Consider the following 13,779-nt stretch of genomic DNA (forward strand, 5'->3'; position numbering starts at 1 on the left):
AATGCCTACTCATCCCGTCTTAAGGTAAACACACCGTTCTCTTCCAGTTGCGCCAGAAAAGCTCCGAACCGTTCATTCCAAAGCTCATAGCCCCGATCATTCAGGTGCAGGAGATCTTCCCGGTAATAGGAGTCATCCGGACGTCCGTTCTTCGAGAGGGGAGAAGCCAGGTCCGCATAGAAGAGTAGTCGGCTTGTGCGGCTGTGGGCCTGCACCATACGGTTGAACGCGGCAAAACGCTCTGTCTGATCCAATCGGCTGCTGCTTGCTTTAATGCTGATGAACAGAACCGGTGTTTGCGGATAGTCCCGGTTGATTTGCTCCAGCAGGCCCAGGTAGTCCTCAAATACGTGATAGATTGCTTTGCCTGAAGCAATGTCGTTTTCCCCGCAGTAGAGGATGATGAGTGACGGCGAATAGCGGCCGATGATCTGATCGTAATAGTGAAGCATATCGGAAATTTGAGACCCGCCGAAGCCGCGGTTAATTACGGAGTAGCCGGGAAACGAATCAGCCGTATTCCAGAAGCGGATGCTTGAGCTTCCTGTGAATAAAAGTGCATTCTCAGGCGATGTGTTTTTAGCATCCCATGCTTCAAATTCTGCGATTTCCTCCTCAAACCGCAGCGGGTCCGGTGGACCGGGCCGTGTTTGCTGTCCAAATAATTGATCTTGTCCAGCAAATATTAGGAACAGAGCAATCGAAAAAACTCTTAATGCAAAGATTGAATAAGTTGACATATGCCTTAGATAATATGAAGAATAGATTTACTCCATTTTTGGTTCTCGCAGAGTTGCGCTGATGAATCGCAGAGTCACGCAAAGGGTCCTCCGCGGAAATCTGCGCATTACTCTGCGTGCATCTGCGAGATACAACTCACCCTGGATTAAAAAACTGTAAGGAGTCCCGATTTCAGGGATCTTATAAGTATACAAAAGGTATCAAACAAATCAGGAGGCCATGCACGAAAATGAACTATCGTATGCCATTCGCGGTGCGGCGTTTCGGGTACATACCAACCTCGGTCCGGGATTGCTGGAAACCGTATACGAACGTATTCTGGCCCACGAAATAAGGAAGGAGGGACTTAATGTACACGTTCAGCTTGGAGTTCCTGTCGTTTATGAGGATGAATTCTTCGAAAACGGTTACAGAATGGATCTTCTGGTGGAAAATAAGGTGATTGTCGAAGTAAAGTCAGTAGAGGTGCTTCTGGATGTTCATCACAAGCAGCTTCTTAGCTATCTCAAACTTGCAGACAAACGTTTGGGACTACTTATTAATTTTAATGCTGCTTCACTTAAAGACTCAATAGTGAGGATAGTAAATGGGTTATAACAACCTTAGGAGTTCTCGCAGAGTCTCGTTTATGAACTGGAGTGTCACTCAAATAAAATCAGCGAAAATCTGCGCATTACTCTGCGAAAATCTGCGAGAACCGAAAGATGGCTAAAACAACCCCTCAGCTTCATCCAAGTCGCGGAATTGAAGCGCATAGAGATGACTGTAGAGACCGTCGCGGTTAATAAGCTCGCCGTGTGTTCCCGATTCAACTATTCTGCCTTCATCCATCACCAGGATCCTGTCCGCATTCTGAACCGTGGATAGCCGGTGGGCAATCACAAACGTAGTCCGGTTTTTCATCAACCGTTCCAATGCATCCTGAACCTGCGCCTCCGATTCGGAGTCGAGCGAGGAAGTAGCTTCATCCAGCAGCAGAATGGCCGGATCCTTCAGGATGGCGCGTGCAATGGCCAGTCGCTGGCGCTGTCCGCCGCTCAGTTTTACGCCTTTTTCACCGATCAGTGAATCATACTTCTCCGGCATCGCCATGATAAATTCGTGCGCATTGGCCGCCCTGGCTGCGTCCTTAACCTCATCGTCCGTCGCTTTCAGCCGGCCGTACCGGATATTCTCCTTCACGGATGTACCAAACAGATGGACCTCCTGGGGCACCAGGGAGATCTGCTCCCTGAGTGTTTTGACTTTATAGTTCCGGATATCTGTGCCGTCCAGTGAGATGGTACCCTGCTGTGGATCGTAGAACCGGGGGATAAGGTTGAGAAGGGTGCTTTTTCCTGCACCGCTCGGGCCAACCAGCGCAACCGTTTCACCGGCCCCAACCAGAAAAGAAATATCCTTCAGTACGGGACAGTTTTCTTCATAGCTGAAGCTCACAGCATCCAGACGGATCTCGCCTTCCGCATCCACGAGTTCTCGTGCATCGGGTGCATCCTTGATTTCAGGAACTTCACCGAGCAGCTCAAATATTCTCTCCGTTGCACCTGCAGCGGTATTCAGTGCTGCATAGAGCCGGGAAGTCTGACTCACCGACCTCGATATATTTAGCGCATAGATGATAAAAGCAACCAGGTCGCCGGCCGTGAGACGTCCCGCAAGCACCTCTTTTCCGCCATACCAGAAAATGATGACCAGCGTGCTCATAAACATTACGCCCACTCCCGACCAGAAAAGCTGGGTGAGCACTACCTTGCGACGTGCCGTACCGAACAGTTTCTCTACGGCTTCGGAATAGCGCCCTGTCTCGTACTCTTCCCGCACAAAAGCCTTTACCAGCCGGATAGCGCCCAAGGCATCCTCTGCCACGGCCGTTGACTCAGCCAGATCATCCTGAATGCTGCGTGAAAGGCTTCTGATCTTCTGGCCAAAATAGCGTGTTGCGATGGTAATGAGGGGCACCGTAAGGAAAATGACAATGCTCAGGCGCCAGTTCAGAACAACCATCAGCCCAACTGACCCGATAAGGGAAAAGGTGATGGTGAACATTTGCGGGAGGGAGTCGGTGAGGGCAGTTCGGATGGATCCCACATCGTTGGTAAGACGCGAGGTGATTTCACCCAGCCTCCGGTCTGCATAGAAGCGGAATCCGAGACGATGCAGATGCCGGTACAGCTTTTTCCTGAGGTCCGTGATCACCCGTTCGCCTACCCATTCCAGATGATAATTACCCGCGAATGAAAATAGGGCGCGCAGTATAAAAAGGCCGAACAGGCCTATGGCCAAAAGGTTCAGCAGGGAGGAGTCACCTGCCTCAAATACGGCATCGAGCAGTTCACGAAGACCCAGCGGCACCGTGAGCCAGATGGCCGATGCAACAAGGACCGCAGCTGTGGCCAGGTAAAAACGGATCCTGTACGGTTTGCTGAGCGCAAAAATATCGCTCAGCGTTTTCCGCAGGGTTTTAATATCGTGTTGCCGGTTTTTGTCCTGTTCGTTATTCATCTGTCAGAGTTAATAAGTAAGTCCGCATGATAAACATTTCGTTCCAAAGAGTGGGTTAAAAGCGAGAAGCGGCCCGTTGTGCAGAGGTATTAGCCACTGAGGCACGGAAAGCATAGATATATATGCGATAATCCGAATCGGTGAATCGGTCGCTCGTTCATCGTTGTTCGTCAATCGATAAAAACTGAACTGCGAATCACCGAACGACCGAACTGTGAGGGACGATTTATTTGGAGCTGTAAGACTTTTGCCACGGAAACAAGGAAAAAGAATTTGCCGCAAAGACGCAAAGGGCGCGGAGGGTTATTGGTGAAACCTGTTTAAAGTTAAACTCCAGTTAAGTTAGCTCTGTGACCTCTGTGGCAATCCCTTCGATTCACCGAACGACCGAACTGCGATGTACGAATTTTTTGGCTGAGCAGTAAGGCTTTTGCCACATAAGCACGGAAAATGGGATCACCGCAAAGACGCAAAGGGCGCGGAGGGTTATAGGTGAAACCTGTTTAAAATTAAACTCCTGTTAAGTTAGCTCTGTGACCTCCGTGGCAATCCCTTCGATTCATCGAACGACCGAACTGTGAGGGACGATTTTTTTGGAGTCAGCTGTTGAGGTTTTGCAGCAGAGGCCCGGAAGAGGCTAGGCATTTTAACAGGCTTTGTTCTACCTGTTCATTCGGGGAATATCCATGAGAGGGAAACAAAAAATGGATATATTATTGAAATGAGTTGAAATCCGGTGCGCGGGGAAAATTCCAACCGGTTCATGTAGGATTTATCGTATCTGCAATAAGTCAGCCATCGGATAAGGATCGGTTTGGAAACGGGTACACGGAACACGGGACTATACATAACCTAATCTCTTAACCAGTTTGTTATGAACCAAAAGCCATTTATTCTTACCATCATTGCACTTCTTTCATTAATCATCTCGTGCAGTACAGACTATGAGGAGACAACGCAAAGCGCAGCTCACATGAGCGTATCTGAGGCAAAACTCGATTCCCTGATTAACCTGATGACCCTTGACGAGAAGCTGAATCTGATCCATGCCAGTTCATCGTTTACCTCTGGCGGCATACCGCGGCTGGGCATACCGGAGCTTGTATTTTCAGATGGCCCGCACGGAGTACGTCATGAACACGGGCGGGGCTGGTACGCGCTGGAAGATGCTGACGATAAAGCCACCTACCTGCCTGTTGGTATTTGCCTGGCTTCCACATGGAACAAGGGTCTAGGGTACGACTACGGAGAAGTGCTGGGGAATGAAGCCAAGGAGAGAGGAAAGAATGTGCTGCTGGGGCCGGGTATCAATATCATCCGGAGTCCGTTGAACGGAAGAAATTTTGAATATCTAAGTGAAGATCCCTACCTCACAGGCACAATGGGAGTGGGGTATGTGAAAGGGTTACAGGATCAGGGCGTGGCCGCCTGTCCAAAGCATTATACCGCCAATAACCAGGAGACGGACCGCCACAATATCAACGCTATCATCAGCAAGCGTGCACTGCACGAAATCTATCTCCCCGCGTTTAAAGATGTAGTACAGGATGGAGGCGCATGGAGCGTTATGGGAGCTTATAACAAGGTGAACGGGCAGTATGCCACGCATCATGAATATCTCGTTAACGAAGTGCTAAAGGGTGAATGGGGGTTTGACGGCGTACTGCTGAGTGACTGGGCATCGGTGAAGGATACACGGGAAGCGCTGCTCTACGGAACGGATATTGAAATGGGTACGGAACTGCTTCGAGACCTGAATAATCCGGAGTATGATGAGTTTTATCTTGCACAGCCTGCCAGGGAATTGATAGAGAGCGGTGAAATTGAAGAACGTTATGTGGACGAAAAAGTGCGTCGGATACTGCGTCTGATGCATCGCAGCACGGCAATGAACGATCACGGCCCCGGGAAACGAAATGTAGAAGAGCACCAGCAAAAAGCTCTGGAAGTAGCGCGCGAGGGGATCGTACTGCTGAAGAATGACGGCCTGCTGCCGTTCAACGCGAACGAGATCCAAACGATCGCCGTGATAGGACACAACGCGAATCGCCTTTTTGCCGAGCGGGGTGGCAGTTCGCAGGTGAAACCACTCTATGAAGTCACACCGCTTGAAGGAATACAAACCCTGGTTGGCGATAACGCTGAGGTACTCTACGCCGAAGGATATGAACCCTATTATGACGAGAGTCTGTTCAGGGGAGCCTCCGGAGATGCGGCTTCTCAGTCGCGGGAGAATATGGAAGATGTAGAGTTGGCGAGGTCGGCAAATGAAGAGCTGATGCAGGAGGCAGTTGCGCTTGCGGAACAGGCCGATGCGGTAATTTTTGTGGGCGGATGGATACATGGCCATGAAGGTATGCCGTGGGGTGAGGGTACATACGATGCTGAAGCCCGTGATAAACTCAACCTCGAGCTAATTTTTGGCCAGGAAGAGCTGATACGGCAGATTAACCGCGTAAATGACAATACGGCCGTGGTGTTGATGGGCGGCAGCAATGTGGAAATGAGTGGCTGGCTGCCCGAAACAAGCGCATATCTGCATGCCTGGTACCCGGGAATGGAAGGAGGGACGGCCATAGCGGAGATTCTGTTCGGAGAGGTGAATCCGTCCGGTAAGCTTCCGGTAACCTTTGCCGATTCGCACGAAATGTATCCGTCACATGCTGTTGGGGAATTTCCGGGGAATGAATCGGTGGAGTACACGGAAGATATCTTTGTGGGTTACCGCTATTTCGATACGGAGGACAAACCCGTCACTTTTCCTTTTGGATTCGGTCTGTCGTACACCACGTTTGAACTTTCTGATCTGAATGTGGCTCGGGAGGACGGTACGTTACTGGTTCAGGCCACCGTAACGAACACCGGCGACCGTACAGGAGCCGAGGTAGTTCAGGTTTACGTGCATCATCGTGATCCATCTGTTGAGAGGCCAATGCGGGAATTGAAAGGGTTTGAAAAGGTGGAACTGGAGCCGGGGGTATCGGCCATCGTGACCATCGAACTGGAGGAATCGGCGTTTCAGTATTATCATCCTGAAGAGCTCGAGTGGGTTCTCGAACCGGGAGAATACGAAATCCAGGTAGGCAGCTCGTCGCGGGATATCAAACTGCGTGCAGATATAGATTTGTAAACGATTAAATTGAATTATGTGCGTTTTTGCCACAGAAGCACGGAAAATGGGATCACCGCCAAGGCGCAAAGGGCGCGGAGGGTTATTGGTGAAGCCTATTCAAAATCAAACTCCAGCTATATTAACTCTGTGACCTCCGTGGCAATCGCTGCGAAACCCCGAACGACCGAACTGCGATGAACGAATTTTTTGGGTTGAAGCTGTAAGGCTTTTGCCACAGAGGCACGGAAAATGGGATCACCGCTAAGGCGCAAAGGGCGCGGAGGGTTATTGGTGAAGCTTATTAAAAATTAAACTCCAGCTGTATTAACTCTGTGACCTCCGTGGCAATCGCTGCGAAACCCCGAACGACCGAACTGCGATGGACGAATTTTTTTGGTTGAAGCTGTAAGGCTTTTGCCACAGAGGCACGGAAAATGGGATCACCGCCAAGGTACAAAGGGCGCGGAGGGTTATTGGTGAAGCCTATTCAAAATTAAACTCCAGTTGTATTAACTCTGTGACCTCCGTGGCAGTCGCTGCGAAACCCCGAACAACCAAGTTGCAATAGAAGATTTTTTTGGCTTAGCTATGGCACTGATCATCAATATCTATGGATCAGAACCTCCTGAATGTCAGTATATATTCGTACCTTATCCTATAGATAAATGAAACGATACATAGCCCTATGCAACTTTTGGGGCGTATGGAAATCACTAATAAAAAGAGAATATTATGGCTGCTGAGCATTTAACCAAAGAGAGTTTTCTGGAAAAAATCTTTGACTACGAAAACAATCAGGAATGGAACTATCAGGGAGACAAACCCGCAATCATTGACTTTTACGCCGATTGGTGTGGTCCCTGCAAAATGGTGGCCCCCATTATCGAAGAGTTATCCGAAGAATATGAAGGCCTGGTGGATATCTATAAAATTGATACCGAAACAGAGCAGGAGCTTGCTGCCGTTTTCGGAATTCGAAGCATTCCCTCCATTTTGTTTATCCCGGTTGACGGTCAGCCGCAAATGGCTGCCGGAGCCTTGCCTAAACCCCAGTTCGTTAAGCTGATTGAAGATACCTTCAACGTGAAAGCAACCTCCTGACCGGGATTATCCTATTTGAAGGGCTCTCGTGCCTTAGGCATCCCTATGGGGCAGAGTTTCGCAGAGGTTCTGCGGGATTCTGCGATTCATCTGCGTAAATGAGCGAGAAAAAATAGAGCTACAATCTTTTTCTCTGCATCACGCTATATTTTAAGTGACTTAATTCAGCAGCACCATCCATCTTCTCTGCCTGTGCCGGTAAAAGAGATGCGCAAACAGTGCAATGGCCGGCGTGAGCCACCCGGCGCGGATTTCGATCTCGTCTGTATAGCGTATTTTGCCGGGCTCCGTCTCATGGAAGGTGATCTCATGGTTCCACACGGCTGCCAGCCGGCCGCTTTCCCGGCTCCGGATGGTGTTGGATTTCTTATCAATTTCGGTAAGCCGGATCGTATGCTCTCCCATTGGAATAAACCCGAATAACCGGAGCTTTAATCTGTAAGCTACATCAACCTGCCATTCATCCGGAAGAGACTTCCCACTCAGAGGCTTAAACGTAAGAACCGGAGATGCCACAAACTGCAGCGATGCCGGCCGGATGATCTTCTTCCAAAGCTGCTCCTCCGTACAGGAGAAATGTGTTGTGATTTGGACACGCACGTTTGTGTGATCTGAAAAGGAGTATGACGGTTATAAAGTTAAAAAGCGGGGCTCACGACATTCAATAGGCCCCGCACGTAAAAGTGGCAAGGATCAATCTTTGGCAACCAAAAGAGATAACGGCCGGTTTAACGCATAGAGAATAGCTCCCCAGATCATAATAACGACCGGAGTGATGTAGCCGGTCTGCCCGATGCCGGAAGATGCCATCATGGTCCTTTCCATCTCACCGAACGTTTCCGCCTGACCCGCCATTTCCTGAAACATACTGTTCATATTCTGGATTTGGAGAAAAACGACGGAGATCAGAACCAGGCCGCTAAATATCACCAGAATGGCAGTCAGCTTGATAACCCCGGATGCGGTGTCTCTTTTCATAACGGTTTCATTTTATGGTTTGATTGTTAGGACAACACGTTTCACTTCGAGCTTCTTAAGCGAATTGTTTTGTTGAATCCATAAATGTACCACCAACGTACTGATTGTATTTAGTATAGCAGATGGGGGTGAGACCCGCAAGGGGAATTTATTGGTGGTTAGTTGTTTGTTGTAACAGACCGGCAGAAAGTTGATCGCTGTGTGTAGCCTGTTGTGAGCTGATTCAAAATCAGTCACCTACAACCAGCAACCAGCCACTAACCACTAAAAACTCAAAACTAAGAACTCTCAAAGCCCCAATGCCTCAAGTTCCCTGATCTGGCTTTCAAACCTTTCCGGGTTGTCGCGAAAGAAGGCGAGTGCATCGCGAAGGTGTGTTTCTGCTTCGTCTTGGCGGTCGAGGTCCCAAAGGCAGCGGCCCAGGGTATAGCGGGTGGTCATCAGCTCCGGATGATCACCGGGCAGCTGGTTGCTCCGCAAGGTGTAGGCGCGCTCAGCAAAGGGCATGGCTTCGTCACATCGCTGTTGGCCCCGAAGCGCTTCAGCGAGTCCCTTAAGCGGATAGGCCTGGCGTATGTGATCGGCCGGCAGCAGTCGCTCGCTGTGATCCAGCGCCTCTCTCATAATTTCTTCGGCCTGTGCATACTCCTCCATCCGCAGATAGACATTGCCGTAGCTCTGCAAAATCCCGGCAATGTAAAAGTTCTCATTTCCGTACTCCTCCCGGAAAATGGTCAGTACATCGCGATAGGTCTCCGCACTCTCTTCCAGCCGCCCAGCTCCGCCGTAGGCGCGGGCCGTGTTTGAATGTGCAGCGATTGTATTGAGGTGGCCCGGTCCGAAGATCTCCAGGCGCATCTCATGGGCATCGATAGCGTAGGAGATGGCATCTTCGTAGCGGCCCATGTTCTGGTAGAGGCTGGAGATGTGGTTCAGCGTTGAAGCGATTTTTTCATGGATGCCAGGGTAGCGTGCGCGGCTCAGCTCCAGGGAGCGGAAAAGATACTCCTCTGCCAGTTCGTACTCACCCAGCCGCCGGTAGTTGGTACCCATATAGAATACAAAATCGTCATATGTCTGGCCCGCCTCTTCTGCGTTGTTTTCGTAGATGGGCTCCACCAGCCGCAGCACTGAATCGGCCCTGGCATAATCCTGGTTTACATCGAGGTGATAGGTGTAGTCCAGGTAGACGCTTGCAAACTCCAGGGAGCCGGGCTCCAGGTTTTCATTCGCCAGGCTCAGCGCCTGCTGCATCACGTCCATCGCCTCGTCGTACTTTCCGGCCTTGTCAAGGATGATGGAGCGGTCGGCGAGCATGTTGATGTAGGTGAAAGAAGTGGTATCCTGCTGCGACTCCTTCCAGAGGCCGACCGCGAGCGCGGATATTGAATCTGCCTTCTCAAGCGCGATCAGGTTCGCATAGACATCGGCCATGAGGATCAGCAGTTCTGCTCGCGTACGTGGATCTTCCTTGAGTTCCGTGTTGATGTACGCGCTGCTCATATCCACCATCCCGAGCGCGGTCAGCTCCTGTCCCTGGTTCTGCATCGGGTCGATCGAGAGAAGGGAACTTCCCAGCACAGATGCAATGCGTGTGGCTCTGTCAGCTTCACTTTGTGCCCGTTCAGTTTCACTTTTCAGCTCCATGGTGTAGATAAAAACGAGAATGATAATGCTGATTATCGAAAAAATACCGATAAAGGAGGCTGCGCGGTTCCTTTTGAGCCACTTGCCGGCACGGTAGAGGGGAGCTTTGGAGTAGACGGACACAGGGCGTTCGTTCAGCCAGGATCGTATCTCATCAGACATCTCCGAAGCACTCTCAAAACGCCTCTCCGGATCCTCTGTAAGCGCCATTCCGCAGATTGCTTCCAGTTCACGATCAACAGGCGAGGGCAAGCACCCTTCGGAACGGAATTTCGGATCGGGATGACAACCGGACAGCAGCTGGTGAAGAATAACGCCCAGGCTGTAGATGTCGGAGGAGGTGGAAGTGGGCCTGCCGTCACGCTGTTCGGGGGAGGCATAGGCGCGGGTCATCGCCCTTCGTTCAGAGCCGGGATCATCTGGCCCCTCCAGTATTTGAGCGATACCGAAATCGAGCAGGCGAACCTGCGGGTCCGTATCCTCACCGGTTACCATGATGTTGGCCGGCTTAAGGTCGCGGTGCACAATCAGATTTTTATGTGCATACTGAACCGCTTCGCAGACTTTCAGAAATAGTTTAAGCCGCTTCTTAACCGGCAGGCTGAGGCGGTCACACCAGGATATCAGATTTTCTCCCTGCACGTACTCCATGGCAAACCATGGGCGGCCCTCATCCGTAATGCCGCCGTCGATCAGCCTTGCAATATTGGGATGCTGCAGGCTGGCCAGAATGCTGCGCTCAGCTTCAAAGTGCTCTATGGCCCGCGGTGTACCCATACCGTATTTGGTCAGCTTCAGCGCAACGGTCTGCTCAAAGCCTCCCTGCACGCGGTGGGCCAGGTAGACGTTGCCCATGCCGCCCGTTCCGATCTTTTCAGCTACCCTGTATGGACCAACCTGAACGCCATCCATAGGCACCAGATCGGAGAGATCAACGCGTTCAATGGCAAAACCGTCGAGGAGAGAGGTTTCCTGTGAATCCGCCGAAAGGAGAGAGTAAAGTTCATCGTAGAGGAGAGGGTCTTCGGTTTTGACCGATTCCAGCCGCAATGTGCGCTGATCCGGTTCCAGATCCACGATTTCCTTAAATAGCGTCTGGACTTTTTTCCACTGTTCAGCGTTCATGGACGTTTGTTTATCAATTAAATTGCGACATTGTTTTCATAGCCACAGAGGCACTGAGTCATAAACTTTTCTCTGTCTATTCTTGTCTTGGAGAATAGAAAAAATCCTGCTCATGCCAGATTTGAATCATACTCACTCGGTGGCTTATATCTTATCGCGCAGAAACCTTCACCATCCGGCGAAATTATTTTTCACCACCCATTGCCGTTTTCAGCCAGGCGCGGGCTACACGCCAGTCGTAGCGGACCGAGTGCTCGGTGCCGCCCATCACATCCGCAATCTCTTTGTAGCTCATTCCACCAAAAAAACGGTACTGCACAATTTTGGCCTGGCGTTCATCCATCTCTTCCAGCTTCTGCAGCGCATCATCAAGGTCGATAAGTTCCGACAAATTAGCCTCATGTGGTGCCAATCCATCGGTAAAGGTAACGGCCGGTTCTTTGCCGCCTCGTTTTTCCGCGTTCTTCTTGCGGGCATAGCTGATCAGAATACGGCGCATGGCAAGGGCGGCAACCGCCAGAAAATGGTTCCGGTTGTGGTATGTGGCCTGGTCCTGATCAACAAGCTTGATATACGCTTCATGGACAAGTGCAGTGGTTTGCAGCGTGTGGCCGGCCCGCTCGCGGCGCAGCTGAAAACTGGCTTCCTGCCTGAGGTGTTCATACACCAAAGGATAAATTTTCTCAATCACACGCTTTTCATCAGCTCCGGATTGATTGAGAAGCTGGGTAATGGAAGGATCTTGCCTGTTCATTGTTTTTGAGAACGTAAATGGAAGGTCATGAGGAACTAGACGTAAACTATGGAATAATCTATCTCTTACAGGCCAATACTGCAAAAAATTGATCTTTTTTAATAGTGGCCGGTACCCGACCCGCAGGTAAATCTCTGTCTTGTAGCGAGTAATCACAAAACGAAAACGGATTTTTCTAAAAAAGGGCGCTTTGGAAAGAGATCTGATCACTTTTTATCAATCCGGATCTGCAATAAAAATTGAGTTTCGGGTAGTGTGCACATTCGATTGATATACTCTACAGGAAAGATTTTACATCCGGGAATGTGGCAAAAAGTGTTTGTGTTTATCATGGCATGAAATCAATCAACTCCCATCGCGTACGTACACGAAATGACAAGGAACCATGGGCAGACGGAGAGTATGTGCTCTACTGGATGCAGATCAACCGAAGGTTTCACTATAATTATGCCCTCGAATATGCCGTAGGATGGGCCAATAAGCTGGGAAAACCGCTATTGATTCTGGAGGCGTTTTCGTGCGACTACCCCTGGGCCACCGCTCGCTCGCACACCTTCATGATGCAGGGTATGAAGGAGCATCTTGAAATTGCAGATGAAAAGGGTTTGAACTATGTCTCCTTTGTTGAGCAAGAACCGGGACAATACGATCGGCTTCTGAAGAAACTGGCCGGACGTGCCTCCCTGCTGATTACCGATGAGTACCCCGTCTTCATCATGCGTGAGCGCAACGAGCGCTATCCGGAGGAGCTCGATATCCCCTACATTACGGTCGACAGCAACGGCATCATTCCGCTGGGCCTTACCGATAAGGATCCGTACAGCGCCTACTTTTTCCGGAAAATTATGCAGAAGCATTTTGTGGAGGCCATTACGCATCCGCCAAAAAAGGACCCCTTGGATGAGCTGGAAGATCGGAAACCAATTGATCTGCCTGATTCCGTTATTGACGGATTGCCTGATGTCCGCAAGGCTCTGAACGATATCCCGGAATTTATTTCAGGCCTGGATATTAACCATGAGGTAAAACCCATTGAGTGGCAGGGCACCCGTTCTGCAGCGCTGGGCATGCTGGGACAGTTCATCAAAAACGCGCTGTTGGAGTATGACGAAAAGCGAAACGACCCGGACGAGAAGAAAACGAGTCAGCTGAGTCCGTGGCTTCATTTCGGTAAAATTTCATCCTATGAGGCTGTTAAAGCCGTTCTGGATCATCAGCCGGATGGGTGGGACCTCGACAGCATCACCTTCAACAAGGGATCCACGGGCGGCTTTTTCAACGGCAATCCCAATATCGACGGATTTCTGGATGAGATTATCACCTGGAGAGAGGTCGGATTCCACTTCGCTCACCACCGAAGCGATTACGATCAATACGACAGCCTGCCCGACTGGGCCCTGGAAACGATGAACGAGCACAGGGATGATCCGCGTGAATGGGTGTACAGTTATGAAGAGCTCAAAAACTCCCGTACACATGACGAAATCTGGAATGCTGCACAAACACAGCTGCGGGAGGAGGGTATCATTCATAACTACCTGCGGATGCTGTGGGGCAAGAAGGTGATCGAGTGGACGCCCGATTATGAAACCGCACTTCAGTACCTGATCGACCTCAACAATACCTACGCCATCGATGGCAGGGATCCAAACAGCTACTCGGGTATTTTCTGGTGTTTCGGAAGATTCGACCGCGCCTGGCAGGAGAGGCCCATATTCGGAAAACTGAGATACATGACCAGCGACAGCACGCGCAAAAAAGTAAAGCTCAGAGAGTACCTGAACCGGTTCGGGAATCAGAAGGCACTTCTTTGAAAAGG

10 protein-coding genes are annotated in these 13,779 nt (G+C 50.4%); 4 read left to right on the forward strand and 6 right to left on the reverse strand.

Annotated elements, in window-relative coordinates; translation table 11 throughout:
• Positions 1 to 5: 5 nt before the first annotated feature.
• On the reverse strand, positions 6 to 740 hold the full coding sequence (locus DDZ15_RS08765; protein WP_109646712.1) for a GDSL-type esterase/lipase family protein: 735 nt from the start codon (positions 738 to 740) through the stop codon (positions 6 to 8).
• Between the two features lie 220 nt (positions 741 to 960).
• Here DDZ15_RS08765 and DDZ15_RS08770 point away from each other — a divergent pair, with 220 nt between their 5' ends.
• Positions 961 to 1,338 carry a GxxExxY protein gene (locus DDZ15_RS08770; protein WP_109646713.1) on the forward strand — a complete coding sequence of 126 codons (378 nt, stop codon included), beginning with the start codon at positions 961 to 963 and terminating at the stop codon, positions 1,336 to 1,338.
• A 111-nt stretch (positions 1,339 to 1,449) separates the two neighbouring features.
• Here DDZ15_RS08770 and DDZ15_RS08775 read toward each other — a convergent pair whose 3' ends face one another.
• Positions 1,450 to 3,243 (reverse strand): ABC transporter ATP-binding protein, encoded by a 1,794-nt coding sequence (locus DDZ15_RS08775; RefSeq protein WP_109646714.1) that lies wholly within the window; start codon positions 3,241 to 3,243, stop codon positions 1,450 to 1,452.
• An 874-nt stretch (positions 3,244 to 4,117) separates the two neighbouring features.
• Here DDZ15_RS08775 and DDZ15_RS08780 point away from each other — a divergent pair.
• Together DDZ15_RS08780 and trxA are read left to right on the forward strand one after the other, a co-directional pair.
• Positions 4,118 to 6,373 carry a glycoside hydrolase family 3 C-terminal domain-containing protein gene (locus DDZ15_RS08780; RefSeq protein ID WP_109646715.1) on the forward strand — a complete coding sequence of 752 codons (2,256 nt, stop codon included), beginning with the start codon at positions 4,118 to 4,120 and terminating at the stop codon, positions 6,371 to 6,373.
• Between the two features lie 714 nt (positions 6,374 to 7,087).
• Positions 7,088 to 7,456 carry a thioredoxin gene (gene trxA / locus DDZ15_RS08785; protein WP_109646716.1) on the forward strand — a complete coding sequence of 123 codons (369 nt, stop codon included), beginning with the start codon at positions 7,088 to 7,090 and terminating at the stop codon, positions 7,454 to 7,456.
• A 159-nt stretch (positions 7,457 to 7,615) separates the two neighbouring features.
• On the opposite strand, the gene DDZ15_RS08790 is transcribed toward trxA, so the two are convergent.
• The 4 genes from DDZ15_RS08790 to DDZ15_RS08805 all read right to left on the reverse strand — a co-directional run bounded on the left by DDZ15_RS08790 (position 7,616) and on the right by DDZ15_RS08805 (position 11,960).
• Entirely contained in the window at positions 7,616 to 8,056 is a 441-nt protein-coding gene (locus tag DDZ15_RS08790; protein WP_109646717.1) for a hypothetical protein, read from the reverse strand.
• A gap of 93 nt (positions 8,057 to 8,149) precedes the next feature.
• The gene (locus tag DDZ15_RS08795) at positions 8,150 to 8,434 is read right to left on the reverse strand and encodes a hypothetical protein (RefSeq protein WP_109646718.1); all 285 of its coding nucleotides are present in this window, start codon (positions 8,432 to 8,434) and stop codon (positions 8,150 to 8,152) included.
• Between the two features lie 288 nt (positions 8,435 to 8,722).
• Positions 8,723 to 11,206 (reverse strand): serine/threonine-protein kinase, encoded by a 2,484-nt coding sequence (locus DDZ15_RS08800; RefSeq protein WP_109646719.1) that lies wholly within the window; start codon positions 11,204 to 11,206, stop codon positions 8,723 to 8,725.
• A gap of 184 nt (positions 11,207 to 11,390) precedes the next feature.
• Positions 11,391 to 11,960: a sigma-70 family RNA polymerase sigma factor gene (locus DDZ15_RS08805; RefSeq protein WP_109646720.1), complete on the reverse strand. Its 570-nt coding sequence runs from the start codon at positions 11,958 to 11,960 to the stop codon at positions 11,391 to 11,393.
• A gap of 335 nt (positions 11,961 to 12,295) precedes the next feature.
• On the opposite strand from DDZ15_RS08805, the gene DDZ15_RS08810 reads away from it, so the two are divergent.
• Positions 12,296 to 13,774 (forward strand): hypothetical protein, encoded by a 1,479-nt coding sequence (locus DDZ15_RS08810; RefSeq protein WP_109646721.1) that lies wholly within the window; start codon positions 12,296 to 12,298, stop codon positions 13,772 to 13,774.
• Positions 13,775 to 13,779: the final 5 nt, after the last annotated feature.

Origin of the sequence: Rhodohalobacter mucosus (assembly GCF_003150675.1) — a bacterium.
Taxonomy (GTDB): Bacteria; Bacteroidota; Rhodothermia; order Balneolales; family Balneolaceae; genus Rhodohalobacter; species Rhodohalobacter mucosus.

What these genes read in the sequence shown, in the direction of transcription:
- DDZ15_RS08765 (WP_109646712.1), bottom strand. Translation starts at nt 740, where the DNA reads ATGTCAACTTATTCAATCTTTGCATTAAGAGTTTTTTCGATTGCTCTG.
- DDZ15_RS08770 (WP_109646713.1), top strand. Translation starts at nt 961, where the DNA reads ATGCACGAAAATGAACTATCGTATGCCATTCGCGGTGCGGCGTTTCGG.
- DDZ15_RS08775 (WP_109646714.1), bottom strand. Translation starts at nt 3,243, where the DNA reads ATGAATAACGAACAGGACAAAAACCGGCAACACGATATTAAAACCCTG.
- DDZ15_RS08780 (WP_109646715.1), top strand. Translation starts at nt 4,118, where the DNA reads ATGAACCAAAAGCCATTTATTCTTACCATCATTGCACTTCTTTCATTA.
- trxA (WP_109646716.1), top strand. Translation starts at nt 7,088, where the DNA reads ATGGCTGCTGAGCATTTAACCAAAGAGAGTTTTCTGGAAAAAATCTTT.
- DDZ15_RS08795 (WP_109646718.1), bottom strand. Translation starts at nt 8,434, where the DNA reads ATGAAAAGAGACACCGCATCCGGGGTTATCAAGCTGACTGCCATTCTG.
- DDZ15_RS08800 (WP_109646719.1), bottom strand. Translation starts at nt 11,206, where the DNA reads ATGAACGCTGAACAGTGGAAAAAAGTCCAGACGCTATTTAAGGAAATC.
- DDZ15_RS08805 (WP_109646720.1), bottom strand. Translation starts at nt 11,960, where the DNA reads ATGAACAGGCAAGATCCTTCCATTACCCAGCTTCTCAATCAATCCGGA.
- DDZ15_RS08810 (WP_109646721.1), top strand. Translation starts at nt 12,296, where the DNA reads ATGAAATCAATCAACTCCCATCGCGTACGTACACGAAATGACAAGGAA.